This is a genomic window from Sphingomonas montanisoli, assembly GCF_008274695.1.
In the GTDB taxonomy this organism is placed as follows: domain Bacteria; phylum Pseudomonadota; class Alphaproteobacteria; order Sphingomonadales; family Sphingomonadaceae; genus Rhizorhabdus; species Rhizorhabdus montanisoli.
Genome location: NZ_VTOU01000002.1, coordinates 390331 through 404041, shown reverse-complemented (window position 1 = coordinate 404041; position 13711 = coordinate 390331). Strand labels below are relative to the sequence as shown.

Sequence of the window (13711 nt, the reverse complement as noted above, 5' to 3'; positions counted from 1 at the left end):
GGCGGGACGGGCCATGCCCTGCGCGTCGCCCTTCTCCGCACCTCTGTCGTTCGATCGCGGCCCCATTACCGGAAGCGATTTCAACGCTGACGTAGTGACAACTTCCACAACTTTGGCCCCGTCGAGTGCCATGTCGTGGACCCGAATCACGCCCTCCAATCCTCCCCGGCATGGGGAGGGGGACCGGCGCAGCCGGTGGAGGGGGCTCGCCACAAGCGGCACGTCCAATCTCTCGCCCCCTCCACCACGCTTCGCGCGGTCCCCCTCCCCGTACCGGGGAGGATTGTGATGCCCCTCCCGATCGACGCGGTCCTGCCCGATCTGGTCGCGGCGCTCGACGCCGGCCCCAACGCCGTGCTCGTCGCCCCGCCGGGCGCGGGCAAGACCACCGCCGTCGCCCCCGCCTTGCTCGATCGATCGTGGATCGCCGGCGGCAAGATCCTGCTCCTCTCCCCCCGCCGCCTCGCCGCGCGCGCGGCGGCCGAGCGGATGGCCGAGCTGGCGGGCGAACCGGTCGGGCGCACGATCGGCTATGCGACCCGGCTCGACAGCAAGCAGTCGGCCGCAACCCGCATCCTCGTCGTCACCGAGGGGATTTTCGTCCAGCGGATCCAGGCCGACCCCGAACTCGACGGCATCGCCGCCGTGCTGTTCGACGAGGTCCACGAACGCAGCCTCGACAGCGATTTCGGCCTCGCCCTCGCGCTCGATGCGCAGGCGGCGCTGCGGCCCGACCTGCGGCTCGTCGCGATGTCGGCGACCCTCGATGGTGATCGCTTCGCGACTTTAATGGGCAACGCGCCCCGGATCGAAAGCGAGGGCCGCAGTCACCCGATCGACATCCGCCACGCGCCGCGCGCCGCCGAGCGCCGGATCGAGGACGATATGGCCGCGACGATCCGCCGCGCGCTGGCGGAGGAGAGCGGCAGCCTGCTCGCCTTCCTGCCCGGCGTCGCCGAGATCGAGCGGACGGCCGAACGCCTTGATCGCCTGCCCGCCGACGTGATCCTCCACCGCCTCCACGGCAGTCTAGATCCGGCCGAGCAGCGCGCGGCGATTGCTCCTTCCCCGCCGGGGCTGCGAAAACTTGTCCTCGCCACATCGATCGCCGAGACCAGCATCACGATCGACGGCCTGCGCATCGTGGTCGATTCCGGCCTCGCCCGCCGCCCGCGCTACGATCGCGCGGCGGGGATGACCCGGCTCGTCACCGAGCGCGCGAGCCAGGCCGCCGTCACCCAGCGCGCGGGCCGCGCCGGCCGCCAGCAACCGGGCATCGTCTATCGGCTGTGGGAAGCGGCCGCGACCGCTGGCCTCCCCCGTTTCGACCCGCCCGAAATCTTGGAGGCGGACCTCTCCGCGCTCACCCTCGATTGCGCCTTGTGGGGCGTCGCCGATCCCGCGTCGCTCCAATGGATCGATCCGCCCCCCTCTGCCGCCATCACCGAAGCACGCGCCCGCCTCACCTCGCTCGAAGCGATCGACGCCGATGGTCGCCCGACCGCGCATGGCAAGGCGATGGCCGCACTCCCGCTGCCGCCGCGCCTTGCCCACATGATGCTCCGCGCCGCCGAGCGCGACATGGCCGCTACCGCCGCCGCCGTCGCGGTGCTGCTGTCCGAACGCGGCTTAGGCGGCAACGACGCCGACCTCGAGCTACGCCTGCGCCGCTGGCGCGGCGAGCGCGGTAAAAGGGCCGATGGCGCACGGCAACTGGCGCGGCGCTGGCTATCGCTCGTCAAGGCATCGGGCGATCCCGACGACACCGACCTCGCCGCCTGCGTCGCCCTCGCCTTCCCCGATCGCATCGCCAGGCGCCGATCGGCGTCGGGCGAGGACTGGATCAGCAGCGGCGGACGCGGCTTCCGGCTCGATCCCACCTCCCCCCTCGCCAGCGCCGAATGGCTTGCGGTGGCGGAGACGCAAGGGTCGGCCGCCGGCGCGCGCATCCTCTCCGCCGCCCCGATCGACGCGCGCGAAGTCGAACGATTGTTCGCCGACCGGATCGAGACGAAGCGCACCGCCCGCTTCGATCCCGCGACCGGCGCGGTCGAGGCGCGGCGCGAGAAGCGCCTCGGCGCGATCGTCCTGTCGAGTGGGCGCGACGAAGCCGCCAACGCGCGCGAGATCGCCGAGGCTCTGGTCGACGCGGTCCGCACGCGCGGCCTTGGCCTGCTCGACTGGTCCGAGGGCGCCGATGCATTGCGCGCCCGTGCTCTCTTCGCCCGCCAGCATGACGAGAGCGTGCCCGACTTGTCCGACGATGCGCTCCTGGCCAGCCTCGACGACTGGCTAGGTCCGCTTGTCGAGAGCCAGCGCCGCCTGCCCGCGATCACCGCGTCGGCGTTCGACGGGCTGCTGGGCTGGGACGGACGGCAGGCAGTCGATCGGCTCGCGCCCGAACATCTGGGCACGCCCGCCGGTTCGAAACACCCGATCGACTATGCCGCCGAGGGAGGCCCCGCGGTCGAGATGCGTCCGCAGACTTTGTTCGGGATGACCGCGCATCCGATGGTCGGTGGCGGCCGCGTGCCGCTGACCCTGCGCCTTACCTCGCCTGCCGGACGGCCGATCCAGACGACCAAGGATCTGCCCGGTTTCTGGGCCGGAAGCTGGGCCGCCGTCGCCAAGGAGATGCGCGGCCGCTATCCCCGCCACCCCTGGCCCGACGACCCCGCCGTTGCCGATCCGACGCTCCGGACCAAGAAGGCGAGCCAACGGCCTTGACGATCCAAGGCGATTTGCTGCAATCGCGAAGCGACTTTTCGGGAAGTGGACCATGACCCAGGCGCGCATCTACCAGACGTTCAAGAACGCCATGCAATCGGGCCGCGCCCGCACGGCGACCTGGATGCTCGAACATGAGCCCGCCGAGGCGAAGCAGCCCGATCCGCTGACCGGCTGGGCCGGATCGGGCGACACGAACGGGCAGGTCAAGCTCGCCTTCCCCACACTCGAAGCTGCGCAGGACTATGCGATCCGCAACGGCCTGACCGCCACCGTCGTCCCCGCTCCGGCGCGGACCGTGAAGTATCAGGCCTATGCCGACAACTTCAACGTCGGCGCGATCGAGCCGGGCCACACGATCCTTTAAAAAGCTCTCCCCCCTCCCTTACAGGGAGGGGAGGCAAGGTTGTTAAGCCGCGAGGATCCCCGCTCCCAGCAGCAGGAGCAGCTTGACGTCCATCATCTTGCCCAGCCCGCGCTGGGTATCGATGAAGCCCGCGACATCGGCCAGGGGAATGCGGTGGACGATGATGTCCTCGCCATCGACTCCGCCGCCATCATGCACCTTTGTGAGCCCCGTCGCGCGAACCAGGGTGAAGGTTTCGGAGACCATGCCCGGCGACGAGGCGAACTCGCCGATCACGTCGATCCCGGCAGGACGATAGCCGGTCTCCTCTTCCAGCTCGCGGGCCGCCGCGATCTCCACCGCCTCACCCTCGGTCTCGTCACCGATCAGCCCGGCGGGCAGCTCGATGCAGTGCTTCTTGAGCGGCACGCGAAACTGTTCGACCAGCAGGACATGCCCCTCGTCGACCGCGACGATCACGGCGGCGCGAATGCCACGCGCCCGGCCGACATATTCCCACTTGCCCTCGCGCTTGGCGGTGATGAAGCGACCTTGCCACATCACTTCGATCGGATCGCTCACAGCAGCAGCATCCGATTCGAGATCTCGTCCGGGTCGGTGCCGGTATGGGGGAAATGCTCGGCCAGAACCGCGGCGACCTTCGCGACTGCCGCCGCCATGCCTTCGCCGGGATGGCCGGCCTTCAACTCGACGATCATCGCCGCCATCGCCTCGCCCCAGACAGTGTCGTCGACCTTCGCGGCGATCGCCTTGTCGGCGACGATCTCGGCGCGATGCTCGGCGAGCGACAGGTAGATGAGGACGCCGGTGCGCGTCTTCGTACGATGCTCGGTGGTGGCGCGGAACAGCTCGATCGCGCGGCGGTGGACCCGGCGGGTCTTGGTCGCGCCCGGCGTGAGAGCCATGCGGATCGGGCCCCAGCCGACGATGTAGCGCGTCGCGAGCAGCTTGATCGCGGTGGCGACGGTCAGCACCGTCAGCCATTCGCGCATCGTCCACACGTGCCAGCCGCCGCTCATCCGATCGAGCAACCCCAGATAGAAATCGGGGAAGGCCGCATAGACCGACAGCGCCAGCAGCGCGACCAAGGTCGCCCACGCCCACGGCACGTCGTTATAGCTGTCCGAATGGTGCGCGACGATCGTCGCGATCTCACCGTCGGTGGTCGCTTCGGCTGCGGTCACCGCGTCGGTGACGCGCTGGATATCGGCTTCGCTCAGTTGCATCACCAGCTCCCCGACGATCCGCCGCCGCCGAACGATCCGCCGCCGCCAGAAAAGCCACCTCCGCCTCCGCCTCCCCAGCCTCCGCCACCGGAACCGCCGCCCCATCCGCCGCCGCTCGACGGCCAGATGATGACGGGCGGGATGCCGCCGCTGCGATAGCGCCGCCCACCGGCCCGACGCAGGCTGGAGAGCGCGATGAAGATGATGACGATGATCCAGAAGATCAGCGACAGCGGCACGCCGCCCCCGCCTTTGCGGGCCTTCTTGTCGGCCGCGACCATCGCTTGCGCCTTCGCCTGTGCCTCTTCCGGCGGAAGCTGGAGCAACTGGAGCAGCGCGTTGGCGCCCGCTTCGATCCCGCCGGCCATGTCCCCCTGCTTGAAGCGGGGGATGATCTGCCGCTGGATGATCACGCTCGACAGCGCGTCGGTAACGATCGGTTCGAGACCGTAGCCGACCTCGATCCGAACCTTGCGCTCATTGGGGGCGACGAGCAGCAGCAGGCCGCTGTTCACCTTTGCCTCGCCGATCTTCCATTCGCGACCGAGCCGGTAGCCATAGTCCGAAATGTCATAGCCTTCGAGGCTGGGCACGGTGGCGACCACCATCTGCCGCCCGCTCTGCTGTTCGAGTGCTTCGAGCTTGGTGGTGAGCGAGGCGGTCTGTTCGGCGCTGAGCAGATGCGCGTCGTCGACCACGCGGCCGCTGAGCTTGGGAAAGGTCTGCGCGAAGGCGGGCATCGCCAGCAGCGCGGCGAGGAGCAGCGCCACCAGCCACAGCGACCCTCTCCCCAAACGGGCAGAGGGGGTGATCGCCATGTTCATGTTAAAAACTGACGCTCGGCGCCTTGTCCGAACCCGCTGCGGCCTCGAACGGCTGCATCGGCTGCGCGCCGTGGAACACCTTGGCGCCGATCGCGGTCGGGAAGGTGCGGATCAGCGTGTTATAGCTGCGCACCGACTCGTTATAGTCGCGACGCGAAATCGCGATCCGGTTCTCGGTGCCTTCGAGCTGGCTCTGCAGCGCCATGAACTGGTCGGACGACTTGAGGTCGGGGTAGTTTTCCGACGCCACCAGAAGCCGGCTGAGCGAACCCGAAAGCTGGCCCTGCGCATCGGCGAACGCCTTCACCTTGGCGGGATCGCTCAGATCGTCGGCCGACAGCTGGATGCCGGTCGCGCGGGCGCGGGCATTGGTGACGTCGGTCAGGACGGTCGATTCCTGCTTGGCATAGCCCTTCACCGTGTTGACCAGATTGGGGATCAGGTCGGCGCGGCGCTGATACTGGGTCTGCACGTCGGCCCATTTCGCCTTCGCCTCTTCCTGCGCGGCGGGCACCGAGTTGATGCCGCAGCCGGACACCGCGATCGCGGCGACGGGGGCGAGCATGAGGACGGAGAAACGACGATCGGTCATCTGGCGTGAATCCCTGTTGACGGCTGTATTAGCCGAATAGGCAAGTAAGCGCGGTTCGTTACGGCTTCAATGGCCGAGCTTGACCTTTGTTGCACGAACGGGATGCTTGGACCCTGCACAGCATTGGAGGAGCGAGCTTATGCTGAACGATTTCAAGGCGTTCATCAACAAGGGTAATGTGGTCGATCTGGCCGTGGCGGTCATCATCGGCGCGGCCTTCGGCAAGATCGTGTCGTCGTTGACCGACGATCTGATCATGCCCTTGATCGGGTATATTTTCGGCGGGCTCGATTTTTCGAGCTATTTCCTGCGCCTGGGCGCGATTCCGGCCGACTTCGTGGGTTCGGCGACCAATTACGCCGATCTGAAGAAGGCCGGTGTCGCGATGATCGGCTTCGGCCAGTTTGCGACGATCGCGGTCAATTTCCTGATCGTGGCGTTCGTGATGTTCCTGCTGGTCCGCGCGGTCCGCAAACTCGACAAGGTCGAAGAAGCCAAGCCCGCAGCCCCGGCGGCGCCACCCGAGGATGTCGTGCTGCTGCGTGAGATTCTGGCCGAGCTGAAAAAGAAGGGCTGATTACCGCACTTCAAATCCGCTGCGACCCGTCCTATATCGGTCGGGCCGGCTTGCCGGCTATGGTGATAAATCGTGCCGTGTAATAGATGCAGCGGACCCGGGGGCGGTACCCGGCGGCTCCACCACAAAGCCCGGTTTTCCGGGCTTCATGATGGGGCCGAACTAGGATCGACGTGTATTCAAAGGCGGCAGTTTGCCCGGCCTGAATGAGCCGTTAAACCGTTCAAAACTACAAGTGCTAACGATAACGAGGCACTCGCGATCGCCGCGTAACCTAGTCCTCACGGACAAAGTTACTTAGGCTTAGCGCGGTTCGGTCCGCACCGGGCAACAGAAGCGGAATCCGGCGGTCCGGGGGGCACCGAGCAACAGAAGCTCCCCACTTTACCCCTTCCCGATCTACGAACCCGCCCGCTACATCAGCGGCGATGGCCAAACTCTATTTCTATTATGCGGCGATGAACGCCGGCAAATCGACCACGCTGCTGCAGGCCGATTTCAACTATCGCGAGCGCGGCATGCGCACGATGCTGTTCACGGCCGCCTTCGACGACCGCTTTCGTGCCGGCGCGATCAGCTCGCGGATCGGGCTGGAGGCGGATGCGCACCCGATCGAGCAGGACAGCGACATCTTCGCCAAGGTTGCCACCGCGCTCGGCGACGGGCCGATCGGCTGCGTGCTGGTCGACGAGGCGCAGTGGCTGAGCCGCGAACAGGTGTTCCAGCTGGCGGCGATCGCCGACGAGCTAGACGTGCCCGTGCTGGCATATGGGCTACGCACCGATTTCCGCGCCGAGCTGTTTCCCGGCAGTGCCGCCTTGCTGGCGATCGCGGACTCGCTGGTCGAGCTCAAGGGCATCTGCGCATGCGGGCGCAAGGCGACGATGAACCTGCGGATGGATGCCGACGGCAAAGCCGTAACACAGGGCGCGCAGATCGAGGTGGGCGGCAACGAACGCTATGTGGCTTTGTGCCGCCGCCATTTCATGGCGCAGATGGGCTGGGCGGGGACCGGGGGGCAAATGGCATGATGATGAAGCGGATCGGTCTTATCGCGAGCATGACACTGCTCGCCGGCTGCGCGACGATACCTGCACCGCGGGTCACGCCGGCCGCGCAGGCCCAGGCGCTGATTCCCGGCAGCTACGAGCAGAACAACATCTTCGCGAAGATCATCCGGGGCGAGGCATCGGCCGCCAGGGTCTATGAGGATGATGCGGTCGTCGCGTTCATGGACATACAACCGGTCGAGCGCGGGCATGTGCTGGTGATCTCGAAGACGTCGAAGGCACGCAACCTGCTCGAGATCGACCTGGCCGATCTCGACAAGATCATGGCCGTCGCGCGGCGCGTTGGGCAGGCGCAGATGAAAGCGCTGGGCGCCAACGGCTTTTCGATCGAGCAGAACAATGCCTATGGCCAGACGGTCTTCCACCTGCACGTCCATGTGATCCCGCGCTACAGGGGACAGCCGTGGGGCGAAAAGGGCGGCCCCCGCCAGACCGTCGAGCAACTCACCCCCGATGCCGAGCGGATCAAGGCGGAACTGCCAGCGAACTGATCGGCTGGCGTGAGGGGCGCGGGGTCGCTAAGGCCGCGCGCCATGCACGGCTGGATCATCATCGACAAACCTATCGGCCCCGGATCGACCCAGATGGTGTCGGCGGTAAAGCGCGCACTGCGCACCGGCGGCTACGGCAAGTTCAAAGTGGGGCATGGCGGAACGCTCGATCCGCTCGCCACGGGCGTGCTGCCGATCGCCATCGGCGAGGCGACCAAGCTGTCGGGCCGGATGCTCGACGCCGACAAGGGCTACGACTTCACGATCGGCTTCGGCGTGCAGACCGATACGCTCGACCTCGAAGGCAAGGTCGTGGCGGAATCGGACGTGCGGCCGACGCTGGCGGAAATCGAGGCGGTGCTGCCGCGCTTCACCGGACCCATCGAGCAGGTGCCGCCCATCTACTCCGCGCTCAAGATCGACGGCCAGCGTGCCTATGACCTCGCCCGTGCCGGCGAGGAGGTGGAGATGAAGATGCGCGCCGTGACGATCCACGCGCTGTCGGTGGTCGGGCATGATGCGGGCAGCGTCACCCTTTCCGCCCGCGTCTCCAAGGGCACCTATATACGCAGCCTCGCGCGGGACATCGCGCAGGCGGTGGGCACCGTCGGCCATGTGACGATGCTGAGGCGCACCAAGGCGGGTCCGTTCACGCTCGACCAGGCGAATCAACTGGACAAGCTGGACGAATTCGCTAAGGCCCAGCGCCTTGAACAACTCCTCTTGCCGCTGACGGCGGGGCTGGACGACATCCCGGCTCTATCCGTCACTCCCGATCAGGCAAGGGCGCTCCGCGAGGGGCGGAAGCTGATCGGGATCGCCGCACAAGCTGGCCTCCAACTTGCGATCGAAGGGGATACGCCCATCGCGCTCGTGGAGACCATCGGACCCGAGACCCGGGTCGTGCGCGGCCTGAACATGTGATCCGATGTCGAAGGAAACAGACAAATGACCGTTACCGCCGAGCGCAAGACCGCCATCATCGCCGACAACGCCCGCGTCGATGGCGACACCGGCAGCCCCGAGGTCCAGGTCGCGATCCTGACCGAGCGCATCGCCAACCTGACCGAGCACTTCAAGACCCACGCGAAGGACAACCATTCGCGCCGCGGCCTGCTGATGCTGGTCAACAAGCGCCGCAGCCTTCTCGACTATCTGAAGAAGAAGGACGCGGGACGCTACGCCGCTCTCATCGCCAAGCTGGGCCTGCGCAAGTAAGCCCAACAGACCGGACGGCCCCCTTCGCGGGGCCGTTCTTCTTTCCGGCCCAATGCAATTCGGCATCGGGCAGGACGGCGGGCACAAGATCCCGCCACGGCGGCCCTGAGGCGGGTCGCCCCACACGGCGGCCAGAACGGCCGCCGGCATAGGCCCCGAACGCATAGGGCGTTCGGAGACAAGGAAACCCAATGTTCGATACCAAGAAGGTAGAAATCCAGTGGGGCGGAAAGACCCTCACGCTGGAAACGGGCCGCGTTGCCCGTCAGGCCGACGGCGCGGTGCTCGCGACCCTCGGTGAAACCGTCGTCCTCTGCGCCGTCACCGCGGCGCGCAGCGTCAAGGAAGGGCAGGACTTCTTCCCGCTGACCGTCCATTATCAGGAGAAGTATTTCTCCAGCGGCCGCATCCCCGGCGGCTTCTTCAAGCGTGAGCGCGGCGCGACCGAGAAGGAGACCCTGGTCTCCCGCCTGATCGATCGCCCGATCCGCCCGCTGTTCCCCGAAGGGTTCTACAACGAGATCAACGTGATCGCGCAGGTTCTCAGCTATGACGGCGAGAACGAGCCCGATATCCTGGCGATGGTCGCCGCGTCGGCTGCGCTCACCATCTCGGGCGTGCCCTTCATGGGCCCGATCGGCGCCGCGCGCGTCGGTTACAAGGATGGCGAATATCAGCTGAACCCGACCGACAGCCAGGTTGCCGAAGGCGAGCTCGACCTCGTCGTCGCTGCCACGCACGACGCGGTGATGATGGTCGAATCCGAAGCCAAGGAGCTTTCGGAAGAGATCATGCTCGGCGCCGTCCTGTTCGCGCATGACGCATGCCGCGTGGCCGCCGACGCGATCATCAAGCTGGCCGAGAAGGCCGCGAAGGATCCGTGGGAACTGAAGGCCGCGACCGACACCTCGGCCGTCAAGGCCGAGCTGAAGAAGCTGATCGGCGACGACATCGCCGCTGCCTACAAGACCACGCTGAAGTCCGATCGCGCCGCGATGCTCAACGAAGCGCGCGCGAAGGCGAAGGCGGCGATGGCCGACCGGACGCCACAGGAGCAGATGGCCGCGCAGAAGCTGGTCAAGAAGATCGAGGCGGACATCGTCCGCACCGCGATCCTCAAGGAAGGCCGCCGCATCGACGGCCGCGACACCAAGACGGTCCGTCCGATCGTCGCGGAAGCGCACTTCCTGCCCCGCGCGCACGGTTCGGCGCTGTTCACCCGCGGCGAGACCCAGTCGATCAGCACCTGCACCTTGGGCACCAAGGAATCGGAGCAGATGATCGATGGCCTGACCGGCCTGCGCTACGAGCATTTCATGCTCCACTACAACTTCCCGCCTTATTCGGTCGGTGAAGTCGGTCGCTTCGGCGCGCCGGGTCGTCGTGAAGTCGGCCATGGCAAGCTCGCCTGGCGCGCGCTGCACGCCGTCCTGCCGACCAAGGAAGAGTTCCCCTACACGATCCGCCTGACCAGCGACATCACCGAGTCCAACGGCTCGTCGTCGATGGCGACGGTGTGCGGCGGTTCGCTCGCGATGATGGACGCCGGCGTGCCGATCAAGCGCCCCGTCTCGGGCATCGCGATGGGCCTGATCCTGGAAGGCAAGGACTTCGCGGTGATCAGCGACATCCTGGGCGACGAGGATCACCTCGGCGACATGGACTTCAAGGTGGCGGGCACGTCCGAAGGCATCACCACGATGCAGATGGACATCAAGATCGCCGGCATCACCCGCGAGATCTTCGAAGCCGCGCTGACGCAGGCCAAGGAAGGCCGCGCCCACATCCTGGGCGAGATGGCCAAGGCGCTCGATCACACCCGCACCGAGCTGTCGGCGCACGCGCCGCGGATCGAGACGATGTCGGTTCCCAAGGACAAGATCCGCGACATCATCGGCACCGGCGGCAAGATCATCCGTGAGATCGTCGCCACCACCGGCGCCAAGGTCGACATCGACGATGACGGCACCGTCAAGATCAGCTCGTCCGAGCCGGAGAAGATCGAAGCCGCCCGTAACTGGATCATCGGCATCGTCGCCGAGGCCGAAGTGGGCAAGATCTACAACGGCAAGGTCGTCAACCTGGTCGATTTCGGCGCGTTCGTGAACTTCATGGGCGGCAAGGACGGTCTCGTCCACGTCTCGGAGATCAAGAACGAGCGCGTCGAGAAGGTTTCGGACGCGCTGACCGAAGGCCAGGAGGTCAAGGTCAAGGTTCTCGAGATCGATCCGCGCGGCAAGGTTCGCCTGTCGATGCGCGTCGTCGATCAGGAAACCGGCGAAGAGCTGGAAGACACCCGTCCGGCCCGCGAACCGCGCGAACCGCGCGGCGACCGTCCCGATCGTGGCCCGCGCCGTGACGGCGATCGCGGCCCCCGTCGCGATGGCGACCGTGGTCGTGGCCCGCGCCGCGACGGCGGAGACCGTGGTCCGCGCCGCGAGCGTTCGGAAGGTGGCAATGACGACGGCCCCGCGCCCGAGTTCGCCCCCGCTTTCCTGAAGCGCGACGACGACTGATCGGTCCTTCAGATAGCTGAACAGAAAGGGAGGCTTCGAAAGGAGCCTCCCTTTTTTGTTTCGGGCGTGGAATCGCCATGTTACATTTCGCCCGCCGCGTGGTTTGGGGGGCGGATCAGAGATGCACCTGACGGCGGCCGAGTTGACGCGCTACGCGATCACCGGGGCGATCATCGCCTTCGTGCTGTTCATGCGGCTGCGCAATGTCGGCAAGGCCCGGCGGCTGCGGCTGGAGACCTTGTGGATCATTCCCACGATCTTCATCGCCTTCGCCATCTTCATCTTCTCCCAGCTTCCGCCCGTCGGCCTCGGCTGGCTGTGGGTTGCGATCGCGGCGGTGCTGGGCGGTGCCGTCGGCTGGCAGCGCGCACGGCTGATCCACATCGGCGTCGACCCGGAGACACATGAAATCAACCAGACGACATCGCCTGCCGCGCTGATCTTCATCGTCGCGCTGATCGGGGTGCGATGGGCTCTGCGATCGGCGGTCGAGATGGGCGATGCGCGCTGGCACATGGGCGCGACGCTCGTCACCGACATCTTCGTCGGGTTCGCGATCGGAGTCCTGACCCTATACCGCGTCGAGATCTACCTGCGCGCCAGCCGCCTGCTGGACGAAGCGCGCGGCCGGTGAATCGCACCCGTTTCCTTGAACGGCTGCCGCTGGCCGCCGAGCGGCCGTGGCTGGGCCAGGCCGGGGCGATCGGCATCATCACGATCGCCTTCGCCATCCGCTATTTCGCGGCACCGGCGCTTCCGGTGGGCTATCCCTATGTCAGCTTCTTTCCCGCGATCATCCTGACCGCATTCCTGTTCGGCTGGCGCGCGGGCACGCTCGCGGCGGTTCTGGGCGGCGTGCTGGCGTGGTATTTCTTCATTCCCCCTTCGAACGCGTTCGACCTTTCGCCCCAGGTGATGTTCGCATTGGGCTTCTACGCCTTCGTGGCCGGCGTCGACATCGTCCTGGTCGACTGGCTGCAAAAGACCAATCGGCGCCTGATCGCCGAACGCGAGCGCAATGCGGCGCTCGTCGAGCGAGGCGAAATCCTGTTCCGCGAGTTGCAGCATCGCGTTTCGAACAACCTGCAGGTCGTCAGTGGACTGCTGACCCTGCAGCGTCGCGAGGTGAAGGACGAGGCCGCGCGCGCCGCCCTCGACGAGGCTGCGCGCAGGCTGGGCCTGATCGGCCGGATCCAGCGGCAGCTCCACGATCCGAATGGCGATCGGTTGAGTTTGCCCGACTATCTGCGCCAGATTGCGGCCGACATGATCGACGCCAGCGGCAAGCCGGGTATCATCTGCACGATCGAATCCGATGATGGCGTCGTCCTGTCACCCGATGCCGCGATCCCGGTCGCCTTGATCATCGCGGAGGTGATCGCCAACGCGCTCGAGCACGGGTTCGCCGATCGCGACATCGGCACGATCGCGATCCATGTGCGACGCGAACCCGGCCATATCGGGCTGACCGTCGTCGATGATGGTTGCGGCCTGCCCGACGGCTTCGACCTTGCCGAGAGCCGCAGCATGGGCCTGCGCCTCGCCCGCATGTTGGCCAAGCAACTGCAGGCAAGCTTCACGCTGTCGAACGAAACGGGTGCTGCGGCGCGGATGAGGTTGCCGAGCGAGGGCTGAAACGACGTCTGGATCCTCCCCCTCCGGGGGCGGATGGGAAAGTCAGCCCTCGCCCTCGCCCAGATCGCGCGCAATGCTGGGCTTGCGCAGCAGCGCATCGATATGGCTGCCCTCGTCGAAGCTCTCGTCGGCGATGAACTTCAGCTTGGCCGCATATTTGGTGTTCACGCGCCGCGCGACCTCGCTCTGGAAGAAGGCGGTATGGGTGCGCAGCGCCTTGAGCACCACCTCCTCATCGCGGCCGAGCAGCGACTTCACGAAGACGGTCGCGTGCTTCAGGTCGGTGGACATGCGGACTTCGGTGACCGAGACCATGTGCTTGGCCAGTGTCTCGTCATGCACCTCGCCGCGCGTCAGGATATCGGACAGCGCATGGCGCACCTGCTCGCCAACGCGGAGCAGGCGGACGGAGCGGCCTTCGGCAGTTTCATTGTTACGCATAGTTCGTATCCACGCCCTCCCCCGCAC

Annotated in this window: 15 protein-coding genes and 1 other RNA gene; 11 read left to right on the top strand and 5 right to left on the bottom strand. The window is 66.6% G+C overall.

From position 1 onward, the window contains the following. Positions 1-288 precede the first annotated feature (288 nt). Together hrpB and FYJ91_RS07590 are read left to right on the top strand one after the other, a co-directional pair. Positions 289-2727, top strand: a complete 2439-nt coding sequence (gene hrpB, locus FYJ91_RS07595) for an ATP-dependent helicase HrpB (RefSeq protein ID WP_181008389.1) — start codon at positions 289-291, stop codon at positions 2725-2727. 52 nt (positions 2728-2779) lie between these two features. Beyond that, positions 2780-3094 carry an ETC complex I subunit gene (locus FYJ91_RS07590; protein ID WP_149521664.1) on the top strand — a complete coding sequence of 105 codons (315 nt, stop codon included), beginning with the start codon at positions 2780-2782 and terminating at the stop codon, positions 3092-3094. 42 nt (positions 3095-3136) lie between these two features. On the opposite strand, the gene FYJ91_RS07585 is transcribed toward FYJ91_RS07590, so the two are convergent. The 4 genes from FYJ91_RS07585 to FYJ91_RS07570 are packed head-to-tail and all read right to left on the bottom strand — an operon-like array spanning position 3137 to position 5736. Next, positions 3137-3634: an NUDIX hydrolase gene (locus FYJ91_RS07585; RefSeq protein ID WP_149522312.1), complete on the bottom strand. Its 498-nt coding sequence runs from the start codon at positions 3632-3634 to the stop codon at positions 3137-3139. A 17-nt stretch (positions 3635-3651) separates the two neighbouring features. After that, positions 3652-4320 (bottom strand): TPM domain-containing protein, encoded by a 669-nt coding sequence (locus FYJ91_RS07580; RefSeq protein WP_149521663.1) that lies wholly within the window; start codon positions 4318-4320, stop codon positions 3652-3654. Continuing rightward, on the bottom strand, positions 4320-5138 hold the full coding sequence (locus FYJ91_RS07575) for a TPM domain-containing protein (protein WP_149521662.1): 819 nt from the start codon (positions 5136-5138) through the stop codon (positions 4320-4322). Before FYJ91_RS07575 ends, FYJ91_RS07580 begins: the two co-directional genes overlap by 1 nt. A 7-nt stretch (positions 5139-5145) precedes the next feature. Then, positions 5146-5736 (bottom strand): LemA family protein, encoded by a 591-nt coding sequence (locus FYJ91_RS07570; RefSeq protein ID WP_149521661.1) that lies wholly within the window; start codon positions 5734-5736, stop codon positions 5146-5148. A 139-nt stretch (positions 5737-5875) separates the two neighbouring features. Here FYJ91_RS07570 and mscL point away from each other — a divergent pair, with 139 nt between their 5' ends. The 9 genes from mscL (at position 5876) to FYJ91_RS07525 (ending at position 13243) form a co-directional block, all read left to right on the top strand. Further along, positions 5876-6313, top strand: coding sequence for a large conductance mechanosensitive channel protein MscL (mscL, locus tag FYJ91_RS07565; protein WP_149521660.1), 438 nt, complete (start codon positions 5876-5878; stop codon positions 6311-6313). A gap of 5 nt (positions 6314-6318) precedes the next feature. Next, positions 6319-6658, top strand: a transfer-messenger RNA (tmRNA) gene (ssrA, locus tag FYJ91_RS07560). Between the two features lie 83 nt (positions 6659-6741). Further along, positions 6742-7344 (top strand): thymidine kinase, encoded by a 603-nt coding sequence (locus tag FYJ91_RS07555; RefSeq protein ID WP_149521659.1) that lies wholly within the window; start codon positions 6742-6744, stop codon positions 7342-7344. Continuing rightward, positions 7341-7874 (top strand): HIT family protein, encoded by a 534-nt coding sequence (locus FYJ91_RS07550; RefSeq protein ID WP_149521658.1) that lies wholly within the window; start codon positions 7341-7343, stop codon positions 7872-7874. Before FYJ91_RS07555 ends, FYJ91_RS07550 begins: the two co-directional genes overlap by 4 nt. 42 nt (positions 7875-7916) lie before the next feature. Beyond that, complete coding sequence (truB, locus tag FYJ91_RS07545; protein WP_149521657.1) at positions 7917-8798, top strand: tRNA pseudouridine(55) synthase TruB; 882 nt, start codon at positions 7917-7919, stop codon at positions 8796-8798. Between the two features lie 24 nt (positions 8799-8822). Continuing rightward, positions 8823-9092 (top strand): 30S ribosomal protein S15, encoded by a 270-nt coding sequence (gene rpsO / locus FYJ91_RS07540; RefSeq protein WP_149521656.1) that lies wholly within the window; start codon positions 8823-8825, stop codon positions 9090-9092. 191 nt (positions 9093-9283) lie between these two features. After that, positions 9284-11608 (top strand): polyribonucleotide nucleotidyltransferase, encoded by a 2325-nt coding sequence (gene pnp, locus FYJ91_RS07535; protein ID WP_149521655.1) that lies wholly within the window; start codon positions 9284-9286, stop codon positions 11606-11608. A 121-nt stretch (positions 11609-11729) separates the two neighbouring features. Next, positions 11730-12242: a CcdC protein domain-containing protein gene (locus FYJ91_RS07530; protein ID WP_246152529.1), complete on the top strand. Its 513-nt coding sequence runs from the start codon at positions 11730-11732 to the stop codon at positions 12240-12242. Further along, a complete protein-coding gene (locus FYJ91_RS07525) occupies positions 12239-13243 on the top strand; it encodes a sensor histidine kinase (RefSeq protein WP_149521654.1) in 1005 nt (334 codons plus the stop codon). Before FYJ91_RS07530 ends, FYJ91_RS07525 begins: the two co-directional genes overlap by 4 nt. A gap of 42 nt (positions 13244-13285) precedes the next feature. Here the strand turns inward: FYJ91_RS07525 and rbfA are convergent, their stop codons facing one another. Then, positions 13286-13684 (bottom strand): 30S ribosome-binding factor RbfA, encoded by a 399-nt coding sequence (rbfA, locus tag FYJ91_RS07520; protein ID WP_149521653.1) that lies wholly within the window; start codon positions 13682-13684, stop codon positions 13286-13288. Positions 13685-13711: the final 27 nt, after the last annotated feature.

Coding starts and splice junctions, on each gene's coding strand:
- hrpB (WP_181008389.1), top strand. CDS start 289: ATGCCCCTCCCGATCGACGCGGTCCTGCCCGATCTGGTCGCGGCGCTC.
- FYJ91_RS07590 (WP_149521664.1), top strand. CDS start 2,780: ATGACCCAGGCGCGCATCTACCAGACGTTCAAGAACGCCATGCAATCG.
- FYJ91_RS07585 (WP_149522312.1), bottom strand. CDS start 3,634: ATGTGGCAAGGTCGCTTCATCACCGCCAAGCGCGAGGGCAAGTGGGAA.
- FYJ91_RS07580 (WP_149521663.1), bottom strand. CDS start 4,320: ATGCAACTGAGCGAAGCCGATATCCAGCGCGTCACCGACGCGGTGACC.
- FYJ91_RS07575 (WP_149521662.1), bottom strand. CDS start 5,138: ATGGCGATCACCCCCTCTGCCCGTTTGGGGAGAGGGTCGCTGTGGCTG.
- FYJ91_RS07570 (WP_149521661.1), bottom strand. CDS start 5,736: ATGACCGATCGTCGTTTCTCCGTCCTCATGCTCGCCCCCGTCGCCGCG.
- mscL (WP_149521660.1), top strand. CDS start 5,876: ATGCTGAACGATTTCAAGGCGTTCATCAACAAGGGTAATGTGGTCGAT.
- FYJ91_RS07555 (WP_149521659.1), top strand. CDS start 6,742: ATGGCCAAACTCTATTTCTATTATGCGGCGATGAACGCCGGCAAATCG.
- FYJ91_RS07550 (WP_149521658.1), top strand. CDS start 7,341: ATGATGATGAAGCGGATCGGTCTTATCGCGAGCATGACACTGCTCGCC.
- truB (WP_149521657.1), top strand. CDS start 7,917: ATGCACGGCTGGATCATCATCGACAAACCTATCGGCCCCGGATCGACC.
- rpsO (WP_149521656.1), top strand. CDS start 8,823: ATGACCGTTACCGCCGAGCGCAAGACCGCCATCATCGCCGACAACGCC.
- pnp (WP_149521655.1), top strand. CDS start 9,284: ATGTTCGATACCAAGAAGGTAGAAATCCAGTGGGGCGGAAAGACCCTC.
- FYJ91_RS07530 (WP_246152529.1), top strand. CDS start 11,730: ATGCACCTGACGGCGGCCGAGTTGACGCGCTACGCGATCACCGGGGCG.
- rbfA (WP_149521653.1), bottom strand. CDS start 13,684: ATGCGTAACAATGAAACTGCCGAAGGCCGCTCCGTCCGCCTGCTCCGC.